The organism is Tatumella sp. JGM94 (assembly GCF_018257595.1).
GTDB lineage: Bacteria > Pseudomonadota > Gammaproteobacteria > Enterobacterales > Enterobacteriaceae > Tatumella > Tatumella punctata.
Genome location: NZ_JAERJN010000013.1, coordinates 1 through 22,182 on the forward strand (window position 1 = coordinate 1; position 22,182 = coordinate 22,182).

Below are 22,182 nucleotides of genomic sequence, written 5' to 3' on the forward strand. Positions count from 1 at the left end.
GGTAAAACGAGAAACTGGCAGCCGGAAGGTCCGGTAACGTTGAACCCGGAACGGGAAAAACAGGCGGCTTAAATTAATCGGGGGTGACAACTACCTTGACACTTACCGGCTACACGCCAATGCAACATATTCAACGCTTATCTGATTCTACTTATCGCCTCCGTTAAAAATGGGGGGATTACCGTATCGCCTGACAGTTCGCTTTCCCGACATCATTCCGGCCAGCAAGGGCGCAGTATGCGTGCCATTTACCCTTGCGGGACGGGTTGTGTTGGGAAACGATTAACCGGAAGTTGATACGGAGCGGAAATCACGCGGGAGAAAAAACTGCCCCCTGCATAGTCGGGCGTAGCGCCCCTTGGTCCGAAGCGGTGAAGTGTGAACGTCGTAGTAGAACCATGTTAACGACCCACTCGTTCAATGGAACGAATGACGACTTAAGACATGACACAGTATTGAAACTGAAAACCTAATTTGAAGCGGCAGTTGTTATTATTGGAAAGTTATATTACTAATATCGCCGCTGATCAATCCAATGCTTCACGTAAGTGATTTATTAATAAAATACAAAATCCTATATTAAAAATCCCCACTGGAACCTGTATAGTAAAAATTCAAATCCAACATATGCCTTCCGCTCACAGACTAGCGACGATAGTCAAAACATAAATGAAAAGTATATAATTTAATATCTGAGTGGCAGCTATGCTGCCTACTCTTCATAAGAAATATACTACACTTTCTAAAAGCGAACTTTCAAAATCATCTAAAAAATTAGAAACACTATTCTCCCGTGAAAATTTCTTTATTTTCCCTAAAGCTTTATCGATATCATCATCACTGGTAACGCCAGCTAATTTTGTGATTTTTTTAGATATTTGCATTGGAATACCAAATTCTTCAAGTGTCACCAGCGTAGGGATTTCAAAGTGAGCTTCTAAGGCATGACAAAAACCTGTATAATCACCAAAAGTATAATTAAACCTTGAAAAAATCAATTTCTGGATATCATTGATCGCGAGAATTATCTTAGGGAGATTATAACTAACTAAGTTTCTTTTGAAATCAAAAATAACTTGAACTGCATCATCTGCAGTATAATTTGAATTACGTTTTATCCAATAAGAATATTCATCATCAATCAACTTTAGGTCACTATCATGATTCATGATAGATCTCAGCCTTGTGTGAAGTTGAGATGCTGACTTGACAGCTCCATTCCCCATTCTTGACAAAGAAAAATATCTGAACAAAATCTCACATAAATGATTAAGCTGATTTTTTGTTGGGTAAAGCGAATCCCACACCATATCCTTATGCCATTTTCCACAATGGTCCATCAAAGCCTCTGCAAATGTTAATAACCTTTCAGGCGGAACACCTTGATGTTTATTAATCAATTCAATTGGTAAAATTTGCTGATGTGTATATTTAAATATTTTAGATAAACTATTTTCTGATAAGTCATTTTGTATTTGGAGAAGCATAGAATCAGAGGCATTATCACTCTGAGTAATGATAGGTATGTCAATTAATGGCAATTGTTGGTTTGGTCTATTACCTATAATGTGAATTTTTCCGACAAAGTGCTCGAACATTCTGCCACTCCTTCCTGAGATGTTATTAAAAGTAAAGGAGTCTAGTTTTGTTCTGCCAGTGATACAATCATCATAAATTATAACATTCTTAGCATTAGTATTTACCCCTTCAATGAGGGTTGATGTACAAACCAAAATAGAAACTCTTTTTTTATTGAACAAATCAACAAGAAACGAGCCAATTGCTCTAGGAAGTTTTGCGTGGTGGCATGCTATACCATAGTCTATGGCATTCGCTAAATTCCATTCAGGATGGTAATTACCTCTCAACCATTTAGTAAATGCTTCATTATCTTTGCATCTATCGGTATGTCCCATTGACAGTATCTTTGACATCAAAACATTAGCGCGTTTAGGAGACTTACAATAAATGACCGTTTGTTCATCTTGGTTAATAGTGCTTAATATTTTTATTAAATGTTTATCTCTCTCTATATCCACCAATTCATCTTTACCATCTGACTCTAATTCATAATAGAACTCATCAGCCGCTACCGTTTTATATTTATCAAACTTCACAAAAGAACAATTAAGATCATCTTCAAGCCCATCCATAATCCCATCAATATTTGGACCAAGCATATAAAATCTTTTGCATTTTTTATACAATTTATGGAATGCAATGTTTAACCTATCGCATCGGTAATCTGTATCACTATTAGGTGCAAGTTTATAAAACTCATCTATGATAAAAAAATCAACCTTTATATTTTCAAAATCACGTTCGATTACTCTCTCTTGCGTGTAGATAAAAATGTTCCTTTCAGCAGTATTTTGATTGGACTGCGTTATTATTTTGAATCTTGAACTGTGTTTATGAAACTTTTTCTTAAGCTCATCCATCAATGCTATTGTCGGCACAACCACAACAATATTATTGAAGGTTTGTGAACTGATTAAAGCATCAATTATGAGGCTCTTACCAAAGCTTGTAGGAGCACTTAAAACAATATTCTCGCCATTAATAATCCTGTAATAGATTTCGGCTTGTTTAACGTGAAATGTAGTTCCTTTGCTTATTGGAGATAAAAAAACATCCATTCCTAACTTAGTTTTAAAATCTAGTTCCTTACTTTCAACATAGGGAAACAACCCTAACTCCAGAACCAATCTATTTAATAAATTAACATTTGAACTGAATAACTCTTTTTTATCAAGCATTCGCAAAACTAAATCTTGAATTAAGAAATGATTTACATGCTTATTATATTCATTAATCAACTCGAGAATTATATCTAACCAAACACCGCTCTCATCATTTATTTCACCTTTTAAATAGTTATACTTATCAATGTTCATTTTGAAACTTCCTTTTTAAAATCATCATACAACGAAACGATGTCGTCTACAGGGAACAGAAAAACCCTTACATCTATTAATTGAATAATTTTGTTAGTATATCCTGATGATAACAACGTTCGGCAACTTTCAATCTCTTCTCTAAACTTTATTAAAAAATCAGTTTTTTTATAGTTTTTTATTATTTCACTGGAATTCACGATAAATATTGGAAGAATTATTTTATCTACACGACTCTCTATAGGGATTTGGTTGTTAGCAAGCTTACGTAATTTATCTTTGAAAGGCCAATCCTCATCTATTTCCGATGTAATTACTAGGAACCTTGTTTTAATTTCATTAACACTGATCAAATTATTAATATTATCTATAACAGATAATATAGCTTCATTCATAGTGTCTTTTATTGATGAAGCACCAAGCCATAATTCAATTTCCCCACCATTAATAACTATATGCGAGCATGAAAACAACAGCTCACCATTAATATGGTATACGCCGTTGATTACGGGGATAGTTTTGTGAGTTTGTCTAATTGCCATATGCAGAAAAAGATCACCTAATGCATTTTGGTCATCAATTGGGTACTTTTTAATGGCCTCTGCAAGTTGTTTTGCAGGCCGATTGCCGATGGCTTTCTTATGCTGTGCAGTTAAAGAATAGTCAATTAACCAATCTTTTGTAAACTCGATAAGATCGCTTTTTCTCCATTCATTATATTCAAATCCAATGTCAACCCCTTTAACATTTGGAACAGTTTTATTGCAATCAATACATATTTCAAATGGTGTATCGGGGTGTTCAGGGGGAATATACTCGATCTCCTCACGTACTGACGCTTGTAATCGGAAGTTATTGTATGATACGCCAAGATTAGTATATATGTCAGAAATGGATAATACATGCAATGTTGTACTACCCTGTTGCACAATCAACATTCCTACTACATAACCATTAAAGAGCACGGGAGAACCCGACATTCCTTTATAATTTGATACTGTTGAAACTTGAGCAATTTCAAAGCTGTGCTTAGCTGTATTTATATTTCCGGTTAAACTGCTAACAGCTGATGAAAAAGCCGCTGGAATTTGATTTTTTTCTACAGGAAATCCAAAAACATGTATTCTCTCATCAATTTCTAAATCCACTACTCCAGCTTGTATAAATGATGAAAATTCATGGTCAACACACTCTAGCAGGACAAAGTCAGTTTGTGCATTATTATACCCAGCAAGCAACTTTAACTTAACTTCTGCTCCAGATACAAAGTCATCCGGTGATAAAAACAGACTATACTCACCGTCTAGTTCAACTGTATGTTTAGCAGTTAAAACTATTCTATTGCTAATACTAAAACATGTACCCCTGCGAATTGAAGCGCCTTTTTGAGATTTAAATATATATACTTTATCTTTAGGGTAATCATCCATTTTCATATAAAAATCTCTTTTTCATTGAAAAAAATATTTGACTCTGGACTATAGCTTGAGAAAGTTTCTTTAAATTTTTCGTCTATGTGTTCGATAGTGTGATTAATATAAATATCCACTGGTTGTATTTTTGAATATCTTACAATTCGAGCTAAAGTTTCAACATCTGGATGTGAATGTTTATTCCCATTGGTGCTAATTAAATATTTTTTGCAGCGCACCCTTTCTAATAAATTTTTATTATAATTATGTTTACTACCATGATGTGGTAACTTAACTGCATCCACTTCGATTGTTTCATACCCTTTACGATCCATCCATTCTAATATTGTCCTAGCATCACTATCTGCCAGAAATAATATTTTCTTGCCGCCACTAGTTGCTAAAAAAGATATGCTACTCATATTATTTAAAGAGTTATCATCAGTAAACTCTCTACCAGCCAATACTTCGATGCTGTCACCCGTCTCTTCGCATATATCGCTATAATCGAATTCATGCCTTAGACTTTCGATATACCTCTCAAATGCGACACTATGTTTTTTATGCAACCCTTTCATTTTTAGATCATATTCTGAGAAAACCTCTAACCAACTTTCTTTAATTCTCTCAATACTTTGTTCGGTCGGACCAATTATTTCAATTGTAATGTCTCCTATAGAAAATTCATTTGGAACCGTCGCTGTTGTTATTGCTTTACCATTAAATCTCTCATTGATTTTATAATTAAGTGTTTTCAATAAATATGAAAGAGAAGTCCCCTCTGAAAATCCTATATCTACTCCTCCTTCATCAAGATCTGAGAAGTTTGATATCATTGTGTCAAGTGTAAATGATTCCTTATGAGAAATGCTTCCCTCTATCAGTTTGGAATTAGTTAATTGCTCAATTCCATTGAAGAAGACCTCTTTTATAACCGGATGACACCTTTTGTCAAACATGCAAATTAAACCATTAACATGATCATTATCAATGTGTGTTACAAACAAAGCATCAATTTCACTCAATCTGTCCAAGTTACAACCCCAGAGCTTGTAAGAGGAAGCAGTTCCTCCATCAATCATGATTTTTGTGCTTGGTGTTTCTACTATTATGCAATCACCATTACCAGCGTCATTTAAAAAGACATTCATATCATAAAAACCTTATAAATCTTATAGTTAAGAGTTTTTAATATTTAATTCAACCTTCGTTGTACATTTTTATCACAATTCCCTATTGCTTTCCATTCAAAACCATGAGATGAGCTTAATGATTCTCGAATTATTTTTCATCAGTTTTGATGTGTGATTTTCTCGCTAGAGGGTCATAAACGAAATTGAATCATGATTAAGTTAATTTTTTCACCAGTTATGATCAGTGGCAATCTAACTTATACAACCTAGCCCCTTTGTCTTAGTGTACCTTAGGCTGACTCTATGCTTATCCTTTTAACATTAGCGTTTGAATTCTCGCGTTCGCTGTTCTTTACAGTTATTGCAGATAGGAAACAAGCTAGACAATTTATGTCCGTAATGAACACTTAACTACAGATTGCTTGGGGATGGAATGGATAAAAACACTGTATATTTCAGTTAATTAAAGAATTTATTGTTCAGCCATTTTTTTTGAAAAAGTAATCAGACTATAACCGCATTTTCGCATTCAATTAAGGCGGTCATTTTGGTGGTATTGACATCTTAGCAATTCAAATTTAGCTTACTTATTAGCCTCTTAATGGCAACAGCGATCCCAGTCATAGAAGACTAGTTTGAAGTGCCCACTCAGGTAAAGCTGAGCAGGGTTTTTGATTTGATTTTTTTGATTGGTGAATCGCTAACAGAATCTTATTTTGTCCATAAAATTACGATTCATTTTCGATGCCACGATGGCGGCTTTGAAATTACAGCATTTGTCGTTTTTCAGCGCTTTCAGCATGTAGCAAACCATTTTCGATCCAATTTCATTCGCAGGTGATGATTTGCCTGCTCGGTGGACTAAAATATGGAAGATGCATGGTTCCTTAGGTTGAGTATTGGAAGGCGGCGCGATCACCGGCATTTTCTTTTACTGGCTTTCCACAGATTCGATCACGCATTTATTCCCGACTACTGCAAACCGGCCCCTCGCATTCGCTCCTCCAGTTCATCCAGAAATGGGGAACGCCCTAGACGCATAGGGCCGTAGCGACCATCAACAAAACCGGAATACAGCATATGCACCTCGTCCCGTGCGCGGGTCAGCCCTACATAGAAAAGACGACGGCTTTCACGCAGCTTCTCTGGCGTCTCATTGCGCCACGGCAAATTCCCCAGATCTAAGCCGACCATGATGACCACGTCATATTCGCAACCTTTTGCTGAGTGAAGTGTCAGCAAATTGAGGTGCTCAGGTGAACCGTCACGACCACCTAGGCTCGTGATATCCAACATCGCTAACGTACCGCCTTCGGCAAGTGCAGCAGTCATGCGATCTAGTTGCTCAGCCTGATCAGAAAGCGACGGCTCAGTTGCCAGCAGGGAATCAACGAGACCGTTGCGCAAAGACGCGACAAAATCGCACGCAGGATGTTGGTCTGCACGAAGTGCCCAAAGCAGCCTAGTTAATTCTTGCCCCTTACGCCGGGCGCATGCATCATCCAGCCTTGCCCGATGAAATGCTATATAACGGTCTATCAATCCGCGCAGTTGAGGGTGCCCAATACGCCAGCCGCCAGCACACCATGCCGCGCAATCCTCCACCCAGCTCGTCAAGGTAACCTTGCGATAAGGTGCTGCGGTGTCCACACGAATGTAATCAAAACCCCCAGCTGTCACCGCATCGGCCACCACATCGCCGGCATGGTAGTCCTTGTACAGAATGGCGATGTCACCCAGCGTTCGACCCGGCTTAGCGGCCAACGCAGCAGGAATAATCTGCGCGACAGCATGGACAGCCTGATCCACCAAACCATCCGGGCACAGCTGGAACGCAATGGTTGTCTGGCGGTTCGGGTCGTTTGCTCGATAACCACGAACCTCACCCAACACCATCTCCGATGCATTGACGATGCCCGCCCCTGATCTATAGTTCAACTGGAGCCGAACTGTTTCAACGTCTCTCCTGCCTGCCAGTTCTAGGAGTAACGCACCATCGGCACCAGTGAAACCGTAAATCGATTGGTCTGCATCACCCACAGCAAATAAGCGTACGCCTCCCTCGAAAGCCAGGCGTTTAACCATACGGTGGAGCGCCACGCCCAAATCCTGATATTCATCCACAGCAAGGATCGGAAATTTCGCCTGTATTAGGGGCAGAACCCAATCATGCTCAATGATCAGACGCTGGCCGAATATCACCATATCGTCGTAGTCTATTAGCCCTTGCTGCCGCAATGCTGCTTCGTAGGCCTCGGCCCATGCAGCGAGCTCCTCCTCTGCACGCCAGGCAACGCTATTGCGATTCAACACCGAACGGCGATGCCGTCCGAGATCAATAGCCTTATAGGGATGGTTTGCGCCAAATAGACGGTCACCAGATTGTCGAAGTAACCGTTCGCTCTCGCGCTGAGACGCTACTGACAGCGGAAATGGGATTGGCAGATCGGCAAGTCGTCCATAGGGCATCAACAGATGGCGCAAGCAGAACCCATGAACGGTTCCAATAAAGAGATTCGGTGCCTCTCTGAGCCCTAGCGCTTCGAGACGACGGGTTAACTCGCGTGCGCATTCTTGGCTATATGTGATACATGCCGCACCACGTGGAGCTTGAACATCCTCAGCCAGGATTCGGGCCAGCTTCAGTACAAGCGTCTTTGTCTTACCACTCCCTGGCCCGGCGAGCACCACGCAGTGTCCCCGGGAGTGATACGCGGCTAACTGGCCCGGATTTCCGGCCAACTCGGCAGCCTGAGCTAAGTAGGCTGCACTGACACTACGTGACGGCATCGCAGATATACTCCAGTGCTTCACGAATGTAATTCGGGCAATTATCCTCCGACACCGAAGGTGCCAGCGCCTGGGCGAACCGCCCTTTGCCAATTCGCTCAATTAGTTTCAACAACCGGACGATATCAAGCTGGTCCGTGTCATCCACCCATGCCTGTATCCGATCTAGGGTAACTTGCGCCAGCGACAATTCCCGCTCAATTACCGACTGCATGGCTTCGGCCAATCCACCGGTAAACAGCTCAGGCTCCAGTGTGATCTCATTGACGAAGCATCCATACTCCCCAGCACGTGCAATCACCTCATCGGTATCCATATCATCATGGTCAACATCTCCCTCAAGTACGCCTAACATATTGATAAGTCTTCTACGAACCAGAGGCTCTCTACCCGCTATAGGATCGCGATCTGTCAGAATCACATGCGGAATATTGAGCCCGTGTGGCCCCAATAGCTTCACATACGGAGTGAAATTTGTTCCACCGATGGAGCACACCGTGATCCCAAGCATATCGAGGGGAATATCAAGAGCATCGGCGAATGCCGGGACAAGATAACGTTCGGCATCTCCTTCCACCAGGATTACACCACGTGAAAAGAATATTTCACCACGGGTGACGTCAATATAGCGCTGCAAATCATCTTCGTCCCGCCGCGAAAACGGTGCGTTCGCAGTTGAAACAGCAATTGTCTTCTCGTCCTCTGAGTCATAACGCAGCAGAACGATAGATCTGACAGGCGTGACGCTGGCAATATGTGGGGAGTGGGTGGTCAGGATCGTTGTCAGTGGCGTCCCTTCATCATCATTCCCCCCATCAGTACCCAGGAAATAACGGTACACCAGACGCTGTACGTGCGGATGCAGGTGCGCTTCCGGCTCCTCAACTACGAAAAACGTATGGTCTCGTTCTCCATCATCAACAAGACGATCAAGTTCGAGGCTTTTCAGGGCCAGAAAAATCAGATTAGCCGTCCCCAGACTGGCATCGCCAATGCCACGAATGCCACTGTCAAGCAGTAAGCGCAGGCTACGTAGTAGCGCATCAACGCGAGTCGGTGCAAGTCCTAACGATAGCGGAACGGCATGTTGCTCACCTGCGATAGCAACCAACCGTTCGCTAATTCGTTCGGCTGTTGCTGCCACCTCATCATGATTAGCCAGTTCCCGCTGAGCCTCATCAACCTGGGTTTGAATCTCCTCACGAGTCTCGTCGTCCAGAGATGCGGATAGTTCTTCAATAAGTGGTCTTAAGGGTGAATTACGCCAGCTTGAAAGATCCTTCTCGGCATCACGCAACGCGCCTTGAACATCGATGGGTAACATACGGCGAAACGCACCACCAATATGCATGTCAGGATCAGCGCCACCGAAGATCACATACTCATAATCTTTTAACGACTCAGGAGCTCGATTTAACCCGGTTTTGGGCTGAAAGCGATAGGTAAGACGGGCCACCATCGGAGGCCCCGGATTAAGGACACAGTCATTCAGGTGGGCCATCAATCGGGGATCGTCAGTAAAATCAGTAAGATCCACTGAAATTTCGATGGTCTCCCCCAATTTTTCTTCGCCCAATCCATCCCAAAAATGTTCAAAACCCAGTTGACGGTCACGCTCAGACAACCCTGGGTCAAGAATCAGCTGCAGGCCGCGAATAAAATTGCTCTTGCCAACCTTGTTTTCACCAACAATAACAATACTCTCACCCGTTTCAACATCAACGTCAGAGAAGTTGGCGAAATTAATTAACCGAATTCGGGAAATCCGCATAACTGCCTCCCTATCTTTCTGATTATCTTCCAAAATAAGAGTAGACTTCAAACCGCAAGAGACTGCCTAGCACGACCAAATCTGCTGAGGGGTACAGTTGCGATCAAAACGGTTTTTGGCCATTGCACATTTTTTGCTGATCAAATCTATTCGTCCGACGAAGGTAAAAGTTCATCGTAACAGAGAGCTAAACCATGCCTATGATCCATCTCACAAAGCGACTTTTTGTCGTCACTGCCTTGCTCAGTGGTTGCGCGACAACCTCCTCGCCTCCCCTGCCTTCCCCCACTAAGGATGTTTCTCCTGTGCTTGAAAATGCTGAGCCCGGTTTATTCCCGACGTACCGTATGGGCACTACACTCTTTTAAAGCTGGCACCTGATGTAGCGCAGCTCGGCCTGATATTGCAGGTAACCGGCGTGGCATTGCCGGAAGACTCCCGCGCTACCGTTGGTGACGGTCTGCGAGGCGCGCTAAGGCGAAGCGGCTATCAACTCTGCGAAACGGCACAATATCAACTGGGAGTAGGTCAATGTTTCTCAGGACATCAGGTATAATGGTTCTAAACCCTCATGTCTATAGCGTGCATGCTGCCTCCTATCCTGCTAAATATTTTAGAGACTCAGCTTGGCAGGGAGTAATTTCTTCAAATGAAAGTACTACTTACTTAATGTCGAAAAAATTTTAATTGCTTGGGGATTTACGCCTTATTTGTCCACTAAATATTAGTCGTTCATAAAAAACCTTCAATATCAACAGTTGGATACCAACTATGATGATAGTGTTAGTGGAAAACCGCAAGATGCGGTTTATCAATGCCACAGGGTAAAGGAAAAGTAACTTCTGGCACTTGAAAAATTACCATTAGTGGAAAACTGGATCTAAAATAACAAGATATGTGTAAGGATGCCCACGTCTAATACTGTACAGACAACAAAGCTTCTTAAACACTGTCTTACACAGGGTAGATACTTGCATGGCTACGTTTCATTTTTGAATACAAAACCTATACTTATACATTTCAAAATGTCATAATAACTAAAATTTGTAGCCAGTTAATTTACAATGAAATATTCAACCAGATAATTTATTACAGAATAACTTAGCAGAAGGAGTCTTTAAATGAAAAATAAATTCAGCATTTGTTATATTATAATAGATAAAAACGAGGGAGAGTCTTTTTTTCTAAGATCATCTAATTACCTACTTAAATTATCACCTTTATTAGAAAGGGTTAATAACTTACCAATAAGCATACCAGAATTACTTTGCGAGAAAGAAGAGAAGATAAAAATAAGAACTAGCGGCATATACCCCGGAAGAGTAATACATTTCATAAAAGATTATAATGAAATTGAAAACTTACCTTATATTTTTAAAGTTGTTTTCATAGATGAAGAATTCCCCAACGCGGAGAAAAAATGCGATACTATACTATATATCTCAATAAATCAAAACATTGCAATTGAGAATAACATCATACATGAAGAAATTAATATCGACGTACTGAGAAATTTTTTCTTCTCCAAAATTAAAGAACAAGATTCGGTTTATACCAACCTACCTGATACTTATAAACAAGAACACATAGAAACCGATATTAACATAGACGAGAATATTTCTACCTTTTGCAATATAAAAACATTAGAATCAATAAATCTCATTTTTAAACCTAAAAACATTTGTAATAAAGACAAAAATAAAAATATTGAAACATCAATCAATCTTATAAATCACATTAAGAATGAAATAAAAAACAACATGCACATTGAATTATCAATACCAAGTGCAGATTATTTAATCACTGATTTTACCATTGATCTGGAGTATTCTATAAATGCAAAGAAATACTCAAAGCATACATTAATGAAAAATCAAACCATAGACTACGAGCTGATTTCCGACTCAATCTCATATGCTAAAACAACAACAGACATTGATAGTTTACATTATAACAATTATATCACTAAATATCGGAATGAGTTATATTTCAACAGTCTATTATCATCCATTTATGCTTCTTCGACATTAACTCCAGAAATAAAAATAAGAATATGCAACAATGATCTTTTCAGCTTAGTTTCAGACATTGGTAAAAATATTAGAAATAATAACATATCAAAAATACAAAAAATGATAAAGACTTTCTCATCTGAAGTAATTGATAAATCTGACACTATGTTTGATTATTTTTCTAACACATTAAATAAGAATATAAAAATAATCTCAAACTTCCCTTTGGAATGGACTAATGTAAATGGCTTACCGTTGATGATAAGGCATAACGCAAGTCGTATATTCAACACCCCAGGTTTTATAAAACAAAACATCCTTCTTAATAATAACGAATTTTCAATGAGTATAGATAGTTTTAAAAAAATATTAGTCATCAGCTCCTTTAAAACTGGGGACCATATAAGTAATGATATAAAAAATGAATTGCATCGGGTATTAAAAGAATGCAACGACCCTAGAATTAATTCTGTAGTCAATGAAAAAGTTTCTAGTAAGGGGTCTTACATCCCGAACTTTGAAATGGAAGTGATATTTAAAGATGTCACAAATAAAAATGAGCTAGTGGACGCTTTGAATTCCTTTGAATTCGCTCTTGTGATATTCGATATGCACGGTGGACATGACTGTAATGGGCATGGATTCCTTGAGTTATCTGGTGAAATTTTGTACCCTTATGAATTAATGAGTTTAGCAAATATCCCACCAATAGTCGTATTAAGTGCTTGTGATACAAGCCCAGCCGATAGAAATCATTTCAATGCAGCAAATGCTTTTCTATGTGCAGGCGCAAAAACGGTACTGGCTAGTACATACCCCATATTAAGCAGAGATGCGGCAATCTATATAGGACGATTATATAAACGCTTAAGATACTATTTACCTGAAAGAATTTTATCCACAAAAAAAAGTTTAAGGTGGTCAGAGTTCATTACGGGACTTAATCGCCGAGTTTATTTTGATTATTTCTTAATGTACATTTTCAGAAAGTATAAGATTAATGACAACTCCATATTAATAGAATTACGAAATCACATAAATATTGCATTAGAAAATCACCCTCACGATTTTTTAGATGGGGTTTATTATTTCTTTGAAAATTTAACAGACCTATCTAAAAACCAAATTAGTGATGAACTTAATAACCACTTCTTGTTTGCTGAATGCCTGAACTATGTGCAAATAGGCTCTCCTGAAAAAATTTTAATTTCTGCAGAAGATATAAGCATAGAATAAAAAACTTACTTATATAGAATCAGAAGATAAAACAACCTGTAGATCTTAGAATACAAAGGAGATTGGTTCAAGCCGTACAACAACCCAATCTTCATGAATTAAGAAGCGAGAACCAAATGTACCAGAATGATCACCAGCTTCAATTGGTGGTCATTCTGGTGGTCTTGACAAAAGGGTAATTCAGGATTAGCTTAATTATTAGCCAGTTACTGGTAAAAGCGATCCCAGTCAGAGGAGCCATTTTAAAGAAACCAGATGTCTGCGGAGATCTGGTTTTTTGCTTTTTATCAATTGGTTATCCCTTTCCCTGCGTCTACTCACATCTGTTAAAAAACACCCGAAGCTATACGGTAATCCCCCGAAAAACCGGTGTGTTTATACGCAGAATTTTCCCGTAATCTGAACCGGGGATGATTCTCTGCAGAAAGCACGTTTTACCGGCAGTCAGATCATGTCTGTCCTGAAACAAACTGCGGCAGTGCTACTCCTTCACTGGTATTAACATTAAGCGGTTGTTCCCCGCCTCGATAACACGGGCCTTATCCGGGTCGAGAGCATCCCGGCCCAGAACCACACGCCAGCTGTTGTTTATCTGGTCCGGCGCCATAAACATCCCGGCCACTGCCACGTACTGCGCGTCTTCCTCCATCGGCATATCGACCGTTACCGCGCCCCCCGGCTGCAGGCGGATATCTTTCTCCGCGACCAGGTCTGCCCTGATGGCCTGACTGTCATAGTTAAACAGTGACGGATAGTCCGTCGTATCAAATGTTTTGCGGTCTTTAAGTTGATAAATCCGCACCACCGTCGATAGTGCAACCCCGCCAGCATTGCTGTTAACGGCCTCGCGGGCGCGAATATCCAGATGCAGGGTTTTTATCTGCTTATAAAAAATCGATTTGGTCACGGCAACGGTGCCGTCTGTCACTTTTTGCGTCAGCCCACAGCCCGCCAGTATCAGTGTGATACACGCGGCCAGCGCAGCCAGGGGAAATTTACCAGCGGTATTCGCCATATTCATCGGTCTCCCTGCGGTGCAGATTTTCCTGAACCCGTTGATAGCGGCCCGGGTTAATAGTGATTGTGTTAAGGTGTAATGCACTGTTAGCCGCATTCAGCGGTCGCATCACAGCCGTGCGGCCCAGCTGCACCGCCCCCGCCTTCGGGTTACTGCTTATGATCGCATCAGGCAGCAGACTGCGAGCGACACACAGTTGCAGGCGGACGTCGAGCCGTGACCCGAGATAGACATGCAGCAGCGCCATCAGGTCGGTGTGAAGATCGCCGCCCGGCAACCAGCCCTGAACTTCAGCAGGGTGTGTGGTCGTCAGGCACATCAGCACCTGGCTGTTAACATCGGTGGCATAGTTGCCCATCACCGGACGGTTTACCAGGGTAACAGGCTGACGCACGCTCATAGTCAGGGGCTTTTTCAGCGGCACACTGCGTTTGTCATGGTGCCAGATTTTCGCCCGGGTGTTGGGTGCCAGCAGACGCACCAGCGCGACCATTCCCTCTGAAGTCCGTCCGGGCAGCAACATGGCCGGCAGCAGCGCCAGAAAGCGTGAGGCCGGTGCCGCGATACTGTCCGTACAGCCGTCAACCCCGAGCCCGGCCAGCCCCAGCAGATACTGCGAGGTTTTGTCCCTGCCGCCCGCTTCGAAGGTCGCCGGGTAAGAGTATTTACGCCAGATGCGATAGTACTGGGCAATCAACCGGTGGTTGAAGATATCGAGGAAATCTGCAGTGGCTTCGTACCCTTCCCGCCGCTGGGTGATGTCATCGATATAGTGCGTCGGCAGCGGGGACTCCACGCCGTAGAGTCCCATAAAGGTGATGCGCACCGTGGGTGGCAGCCGGGGATGTTCTGGCAGCTCCATGCCTTTGATTTCGGAAGCCGGGAAGCCCATCCCCGGGTGGGGCCGGAAACGTACCGGCTCCTGACGAACCTGCCAGCTGCTGCCAATAACCGGCTTATCCGGCTGGCTCTGCTCCAGTACCTGGCAAAAGCGATAAAAGTTTATATACGGCAGGTACTGCCGTAGCTGCGCCATCAGCCGGGCAGGCGCGGACTGTGATTTTCTTTCCACCGGATACATTTTCCTTCTGGCTGTACGATAAGCGTCAGCTGATTAAACTGATTCATGTCAGCATAAAGCGCAAAGAAGCGGTTGAGCATTTCACCAAACAAATGGATGTCGCCCTCCCCCGTAAATCCGTTGCTGTCGAGGATCACTTCGATATCCAGCCCGCGCAGCAGATAGCCCTGTTCGAAACGCTGTAACCGGTGATGCGTCACCTGCTGAATCGCTTCCAGACGACGGGTATTCAGTTCATCTTCCTGCCAGTTATACAGCGCCAGCGTCCCGCGCAGCACTTCGGCGGTGCTCATCATGTTCAGGAATCCGGAGCCAAGGTGACTCAGTACCCGCCAGTGGAAACGGTCTTCCACAGGCGGGTATACCGGCAGCGTCGGCTTGCAGAGGTTGCGCACCGTCAGTGGCGTATCCATCACCTGTTCACAGAGGTCCAGAAGCGTGCTCTGCAGTGCTCTGCGCGGTAACTGGCCGTTGGTACCAGTAATTTGCAGCGAGACGGCTTCGCGCTCAAACAGTCGGTCATTTTCCCACTGGTGCCCGCCGGGAATAAGCCAGGTGTCATACAGTCCGGTCACGCTGCGCTTTACCCGGGTGTGGTAGTAACGTGGAGGGGCATGGCGACGCATCATCCCGCCCTTGTGACGGAAGCTGCTGAACGGTACGTATTCGGCATCACTGGTGCGGCCTGAGCCGGTGACCGAATCGACGGAGTAAATCTCAGTATGTCCGTCCTGCAGACGTTTAGGCCGCAGCAGGTACTCGCTTTCAAGGCCAGAGATAGTGAGCGGGTCCGCCTCCAGAGTAAAAAGATTAATTACCGGTACACAGTGCAGACGAACCGCGTCATCGGTGACCGGCAGGTCTGATGGCCACAGCGTACTGAACACCACTTCAATATCGAAGTACCCCGTCCCCTGAGGCAGGGTAATACCGTCCAGCCCGTTAAGGTGGACGAACATAAACTTGTCGCGGAAGGTGAAATACTCCAGCAGCAGCTGGTAACCACTGAAGGCGGTATCGCCCTTCGGCCACAGCCCGTCTTCCTCTGCAAATCCCCCCGGCGAGAAATACCCGTCAAGCCGGATGCGGTCGCTCTGCCCTGGAAGATGCATATACAGGGCCGCCTGCCGTTTGGTCAGCATCAGGTGCAGCTGGCTGCTGACGGGCGCCTCGGCCCCGAGGTACAGGCTCAGGCGGCTGAGATCAGTATGGGACCAGTCCGCCTGAGTGCTGCAGGCAAAACGCAGCTGCAGCAGCGAACGACCATCCGGCTCAGTGGTCATGGTAATGCCCGAAATAGCCAGAGGGTTGAGCATTACCTGCCGGGTGGTACGGTAACGACAGACCGTGTTTTCAGGCCCTAGCGGACGGGAATATACCTCAAGACCCGCGGGCACCACTTCCGCCATTTTCATGGCAGAGAGTACCGGGGTAAACGCCACCACCGAGAGAGACGGAATGGTGCGCAGGTAGTGTGGCCAGAGCATGCTGACCAGACCTTCAGTCAGTTCCGGCAGGTCATCGTCAATTTTTTCGCGCAGTCGCCCCATTGAGAAGGCAAACCCTTCAAGCAGGCGTTCAACATAGGGATCGGGGGTTCCGGCCTTATCCAGGTCCAGCATCGCGGCACGATCCGGATGGGCTTGTGCGAACTCTTTCGCGGCTTCACGCAGGTAGCGCATTTCTGCATCGAAATAGCGCAGGGTCAGATCTTCCATTGATTTATTTTCCTGTGAATTTAACGGCGTGGCACGGGCAGGATCGATAGTCATCAGTCCGGCAGGCGCTTATCAGTAGACCACCTCTGCGTCACTGGCTGTACTGATGCCTGCGATACCGGTGGTATTGAAGATGGTTTCCGGCAGCCGGAAGTTACGCAGTTTCAGCAGCACCAGTGGTCCCTCACCCGCTTCGGTGCGCAGGGTGTAATTGAGCGTGCGACCGTCCGGTGTTTTCCAGCCAAGAGCATAACTGCTGCCGATACCCGGGTAAGCACTGATCGCGGCCTTATCCAGCAGACGGATCCATCCCCAGCTGCCGGGCATGTCCGCATACTGACGGGTGCCCGCCTGCGTGCTTATCCAGCTTAAGCTGGCGCCCGGTGATTCGGTATCCGCAGGCCAGGTGAAACGCTTCCATGTCGGAAGCTGGTTTACATAGGTCAGCTTCCGGCTGTCAATAATCATATCGGTCTGCATCACGCCAGCGGCAGTCCCCGGCCGCAGCTCGAAGTTCATACCGGCATTGCCTTCGGTGAAAGCGATGTCCGAGACATGACTCAGGGTGTTGATGGCATTGAGAAACGCCCGGTTAAAGATCAGTCCCTGTGAATTGATACTGTCTGGCACCCACCGGCTGCCCTGACGATGCAAAATGCCTTTAAGACGGGTTTGCAGGAACTGTGCAATACGCCCGGAATCCGCATTGAGGTATTTGGCCAGCAGAGGCAGAGAGACATCGCTGCCAGAGTTGTGAAACGGATAACGCCCGCCAAATGCGGAGTTCCATTCCGCCACCACTGCCTGCTGCCACTGGGCATTGAGACTGTCAGCCGCCGGGGTCAGCACCTGCTGCCAGGCCTGTTCCATTGGGCTGACAAATACCGTCCGGCCAAAGCCACTCCACTCCTGTCCCAGACCGGCAGCAATCAGGCTGCCGTAGTCGCGGGTTTCGGTCAGGTCTACCGTCTTACCCTCGAACACGGTCCGGGCCAACGCCCGGGTCATCGCCTGTGGATCGGCGGCATTAGTCACCTGTTGCAGGCGCAGGCGCACCTGTGTTACGCGGGTCAGGTATGACTGCAGACTTTGCGTCTGTGCGCCGATGCGGCTTTTGTCCATCAGCCCCAGCAGCGGCCCGAAGGTCGTATCCAGCGGACCATGGATACCGGCACTCTGGTCAATGATATCTTTGTTATCACCACCCAGCAGATTTTTTGCTGATTTCACCAGTGTATCTGATATCGCTTCGCCGATCTGGCCGGTGCGCCCCTGCTCATTCAGGGTATTCATCAATGCCACCAGTGGCGACTGACGCACGTCAGCCATCAGGGTCAGCTGGTCAATGGCATCTGACAGCGTGCCAGCCGGGGTCCAGCGCAGGCTGTTGAGGAATTCCAGCCAGGCACCGCCAAAGTCGGCAAAGTAACGTTCCGTCAGACGCTTCTTCAGCGCTTCCGGCGAGATTTCATCCTGTTTACTCACCTGACGTTTACGGTCAGTCAGTACCCAATCGAGCTCATCGCGGCGCGCCTTCACCAGCTGGTCGATAGCCGGCTGCACCGCCTGCTCCCAGGCCTGGCGGGTAAACATCCCCGCCACAGCTTCGCTGGAACTGAACAGCCGCGCGACATCGGTATCACCGGTCATGTCCCCGAGACGCATATCGGCATACAGGTGCGCGACCTGTGAGAGCATCTTCTGGTAGAGGGTCGATTCGCTGTTGCGTACCCCCATCAGGCGGACCAGCAGCGAACGCGCCTCGCTGACCATATTTTCATCTGCAGGCACCCGCCATTGCGGATGGGTAATCAGGCTGGCGGCATAAAAAGCAAACAATGACGGGGCCATGCCCTGCCACTCAGCGTCTTTAATCCCGCCGCGTTTCGGCCAGTCTGCTGTCAGTGTGGTGCTGAACCAGGCTGCATCCATATGCTCCGGACGGGCCAGCATCAGATAGAGCCTGAGCTGCTGCCAGGCGGTTTTTGCTCTCTGCTCACGCAATGGGCTGCCCGGCGGCAACCGATTAAAGGCGCTCAGCTGCCTCTGCAGGTGGTCTGCGGCTGCATCCCGTAACAGTGGCAACGCACTATTCTGGTAGCGGGGCCAGAGTGCGGCCAGCAGCTCATTATTCCGGCTCAGCCCGGCCTGCTCATACCATGGGACACCATGCTCAGAGCGGTACTGCAGGCGGGCCACGGTTTTCTGCAGTTCAGACAGAGCATACAGGCGCTGTTCCAGTGGCTGATTCTGTCGGGCAGCAACTGCGGCCCGGGCATTGGCTCCGTCAATCTGGCTGCGGTTGGTGATATACGCGATACCCATCCACACAGCCCAGCCCGCCATTGCCAGGGCGACAGCAGGCGCCACGACCTTGCGCCATGCAGTACCCGGTTTAACAGGGCGCAGCCCGGCAGGGAGCATCCGCACAGAGTCCGGCAGAACATCCCAGCGCTTGTCCATGCCCCAGTGGTGCGGCACGACACGTTCAGCACCGGCAGAGGGCTGACTGAACACTACCCCGGCCAGCGGCAGCGGGCGGTACGGATTGAGCATCACCGACAATGGCCCGCTCAGGCTCTCCGGTTTACGGATAAGCTGGTCAGCCAGCATCAGCAGGAAATTGTGTTGCGCCTCATCACAGATTTGCTGTAACCCCCGGCAGGTTAGTTGCGGTGTCAGCGCCGCGAGCTGTCCGGCTAATCCCTCAATACGGCATCCGGCAGGCAGCAGGCAGCCTGCCGCCTGCACAACCCGCCCCTCCGGCTTACCGCCGCGTGGATGCAGGGACCAGATATACAACGGGAGTTTCCAGCCCAGCGTATCCATACGGGCGCTGATAGCGTGGGACAGGGAATCCATCGCCCCTTCAGACGGGACCGGTCGCGGCTGCTCCATCCCCGGCGCTGAGAGCTGGTCAAAAGCTGAAGTGACCCACACCAGGCCATCCACCGGACGACGGCGCAGTTTGCGCAGCGCGCTCAGCCAGGCACTGTCCGCTGACGTATTGAGGTCACCACCCCACAGCAGCAAGGTGCCGCGATCTTCCTGCCAGAGCTGGCTGGTAAGACCCGGGGTCAGTTGCTCCACCTCAGAGGCAGTACCGGTGATCAGCAGGATACGGGTTTTACCCCTCCAGCGCCAGCCATAGAGGTTACGCATGGCTGCACGGATGGTATCAACGGTGAGGTTACGGGGCGGAGTCTGCTTGACGCGGCCTTCATCGGCAGGCAGAACATTCTTTCGCTTAGCCTGAAAGCGATGCCAGCGTTCCTGGATTGCATGACGCACGATCCCACTATGGCGAATAAATAAAACTAAAATCATAGCGCCTGCGAACCCAAGCCATTTTAAGCCTGAAGTATCCAAACTAACCTTGTCACCGTAGTTCCAGATTAGCCAGGCGACTACAGCAGTAATAATTATTGTCAGCCCGAAACGCCCCCAGTTACCACGCCATACAGTATCCTCAACTGTTTTCATTCTTATTCCCTGTTGTCACGGTATTAATAAATTTCTGTCCTTCGCCTTCCGATAACATCAGACAGTCGGTCTTCAGTAGCTGTACCGCATCACTGACTATGGCAGTCATTATCCAGGGGGAAAATGGCCCGCAGCGCCCGGCATATGTCTCAAGCCAGTGCAGCTGTTCAGTTTCCCAGTGCCCCTGATATAACTCACTGGCTTTAAGCATCAAGGAAAACGACTGCCCCCAACGAACGTGGTCACCAATGATATTCTGTGTGTTGATAGACTGGGTCTGGGTAGAAAAATAGAGATCCAATTCACTTAACAGGTCATCGCCTTCCAGAGACATAGGGCGGAGCAAACGTACGTCGTGGTCTAGTTCATATTTGGTCGCAACATCATCAGTTGTCAGCAACAGCGTAGCAAGCGCATCGCTATACCGATCACGACCACACAGCTGTTGCACCATGATAAGCTCAACTGAAATATCTGGTGTTTTAATCCTTTGTTCTACGAAATCAAAAGAAAGAGAGCGTTGCACTGACAATGCGGGGACTGGGCGCTCTGCTGGCACCAACTTACGCCAGCAATCATAAAAGACCGTTCTTAACTCAGCGTCTTCTTCGGGAGAATCAGTTAGCAGAAATACCTTCAACGCTATATCTGTCGGAAATCGCATCAGCGCATCTTTAACCCCCTCAAGCTGTATTAATGATGCTGCCTTGACTGGGCTAATATCAAGCCGCGTGATCAACCCGTTGTATTCTTCTAACCCTTTACTTTCAGGTATAAACATTGGTACTGTCAGTGACTGAGGCAGGATAACTTCGCTGCTCATTACGGCCAAATAATGCCCGGCCCATTCGGTCCATTGCTGTTGAGAGTAATCAGCTTCTTTCAATTCAAATTCGTGCTTATCAACACCATTTTTATAGAGCCAGGCTCTCAGGCAAATGCAGAAAATCCAGATAACTGGTGGAGAGCCGGACACAACCCAAATATTGTAATTCTGCCCTGCTCCCAGCAATTGATTAGCATGGAGAACGAAGATCAACCCTCCTGCGATCAGGGCTGCGAGACCACCAATAAGCCAGATAAGAAGAAAAGGTTCTTCCGGCATAGCTGTAACTTGCGATTTTTTACGCTCCCAACACATTAATTATCCTATAGCGCAATCCGGCGCACTGGAGATGGAGATGACCTGACAACCGCATTCACAATGACAACCATCCACGACAACTGGTTTACCATCGGAGGACCATTCAGGCGAACCCTCTATAATAGCGTTTATTCCGTGGCCTTCTTTAGAACAACTTACTTTATCTCCAACCAAGGCCACTTGTTTATTATTAACGATAATAGTTGATGAAGATGAGATCACTTCGCCACCGAGCGTTGTTTTATCACCGAGCAATACAAAACCATTTGACATTTTATAGACCAACAATGTTAACCCTCATCAATAAATATAAGTTAAGTTAAGTTAAGTTAAGTTAATTGAAATTTAAGCACCTCTCTATCTCATCAATCGATTAAGGGTGAAAAATGAAATATTAATTAATTACACCTCAAACCTTATTACTAATTATTATCTTTCAATATGGATTGAAGTTTTTTTACTTATGGAAGTATCGGCTACTCTCTGT

General features: G+C 45.6%; 12 protein-coding genes. 1 reads left to right on the forward strand and 11 read right to left on the reverse strand.

The annotated features are described in order from the left end of the window. Nucleotides 1-719: 719 nt before the first annotated feature. The 5 genes from JK216_RS10230 to JK216_RS10250 all read right to left on the reverse strand — a co-directional run bounded on the left by JK216_RS10230 (nucleotide 720) and on the right by JK216_RS10250 (nucleotide 10,003). Complete coding sequence (locus tag JK216_RS10230; RefSeq protein ID WP_228459365.1) at nucleotides 720-2,897, reverse strand: DEAD/DEAH box helicase; 2,178 nt, start codon at nucleotides 2,895-2,897, stop codon at nucleotides 720-722. Next, the gene (locus JK216_RS10235; RefSeq protein WP_212712046.1) at nucleotides 2,894-4,333 is read right to left on the reverse strand and encodes a Hachiman antiphage defense system protein HamA; all 1,440 of its coding nucleotides are present in this window, start codon (nucleotides 4,331-4,333) and stop codon (nucleotides 2,894-2,896) included. Before JK216_RS10235 ends, JK216_RS10230 begins: the two co-directional genes overlap by 4 nt. After that, on the reverse strand, nucleotides 4,330-5,460 hold the full coding sequence (locus tag JK216_RS10240; protein WP_228459364.1) for an MBL fold metallo-hydrolase: 1,131 nt from the start codon (nucleotides 5,458-5,460) through the stop codon (nucleotides 4,330-4,332). Before JK216_RS10240 ends, JK216_RS10235 begins: the two co-directional genes overlap by 4 nt. Before the next feature lie 954 nt (nucleotides 5,461-6,414). Further along, nucleotides 6,415-8,232, reverse strand: a complete 1,818-nt coding sequence (locus JK216_RS10245) for an ATP-dependent helicase (protein ID WP_212712047.1) — start codon at nucleotides 8,230-8,232, stop codon at nucleotides 6,415-6,417. Next, nucleotides 8,219-10,003 carry an AAA family ATPase gene (locus tag JK216_RS10250; RefSeq protein ID WP_126125802.1) on the reverse strand — a complete coding sequence of 595 codons (1,785 nt, stop codon included), beginning with the start codon at nucleotides 10,001-10,003 and terminating at the stop codon, nucleotides 8,219-8,221. The genes JK216_RS10245 and JK216_RS10250 overlap by 14 nt, the downstream gene beginning before the upstream one ends. A 1,121-nt stretch (nucleotides 10,004-11,124) precedes the next feature. Between JK216_RS10250 and JK216_RS10255 the strand changes: the two genes are divergently transcribed. Beyond that, on the forward strand, nucleotides 11,125-13,251 hold the full coding sequence (locus JK216_RS10255) for a CHAT domain-containing protein (RefSeq protein ID WP_126125801.1): 2,127 nt from the start codon (nucleotides 11,125-11,127) through the stop codon (nucleotides 13,249-13,251). 481 nt (nucleotides 13,252-13,732) lie between these two features. Here the strand turns inward: JK216_RS10255 and tssJ are convergent, their stop codons facing one another. From tssJ to JK216_RS10285, 6 genes are all read right to left on the reverse strand, one after another. Next, entirely contained in the window at nucleotides 13,733-14,266 is a 534-nt protein-coding gene (gene tssJ / locus JK216_RS10260) for a type VI secretion system lipoprotein TssJ (RefSeq protein ID WP_212709076.1), read from the reverse strand. Beyond that, complete coding sequence (gene tssG, locus JK216_RS10265) at nucleotides 14,247-15,350, reverse strand: type VI secretion system baseplate subunit TssG (protein WP_212709077.1); 1,104 nt, start codon at nucleotides 15,348-15,350, stop codon at nucleotides 14,247-14,249. The genes tssJ and tssG overlap by 20 nt, the downstream gene beginning before the upstream one ends. Continuing rightward, nucleotides 15,305-17,068 carry a type VI secretion system baseplate subunit TssF gene (gene tssF / locus JK216_RS10270; protein ID WP_212712062.1) on the reverse strand — a complete coding sequence of 588 codons (1,764 nt, stop codon included), beginning with the start codon at nucleotides 17,066-17,068 and terminating at the stop codon, nucleotides 15,305-15,307. Before tssF ends, tssG begins: the two co-directional genes overlap by 46 nt. 72 nt (nucleotides 17,069-17,140) lie before the next feature. After that, the gene (locus JK216_RS10275; RefSeq protein WP_212712048.1) at nucleotides 17,141-20,551 is read right to left on the reverse strand and encodes an ImcF-related family protein; all 3,411 of its coding nucleotides are present in this window, start codon (nucleotides 20,549-20,551) and stop codon (nucleotides 17,141-17,143) included. After that, nucleotides 20,538-21,692, reverse strand: coding sequence for a hypothetical protein (locus JK216_RS10280; RefSeq protein WP_212712049.1), 1,155 nt, complete (start codon nucleotides 21,690-21,692; stop codon nucleotides 20,538-20,540). Before JK216_RS10280 ends, JK216_RS10275 begins: the two co-directional genes overlap by 14 nt. Nucleotides 21,693-21,695: 3 nt before the next feature. Beyond that, on the reverse strand, nucleotides 21,696-21,968 hold the full coding sequence (locus JK216_RS10285; RefSeq protein WP_212712063.1) for a PAAR domain-containing protein: 273 nt from the start codon (nucleotides 21,966-21,968) through the stop codon (nucleotides 21,696-21,698). Nucleotides 21,969-22,182 lie beyond the last annotated feature (214 nt).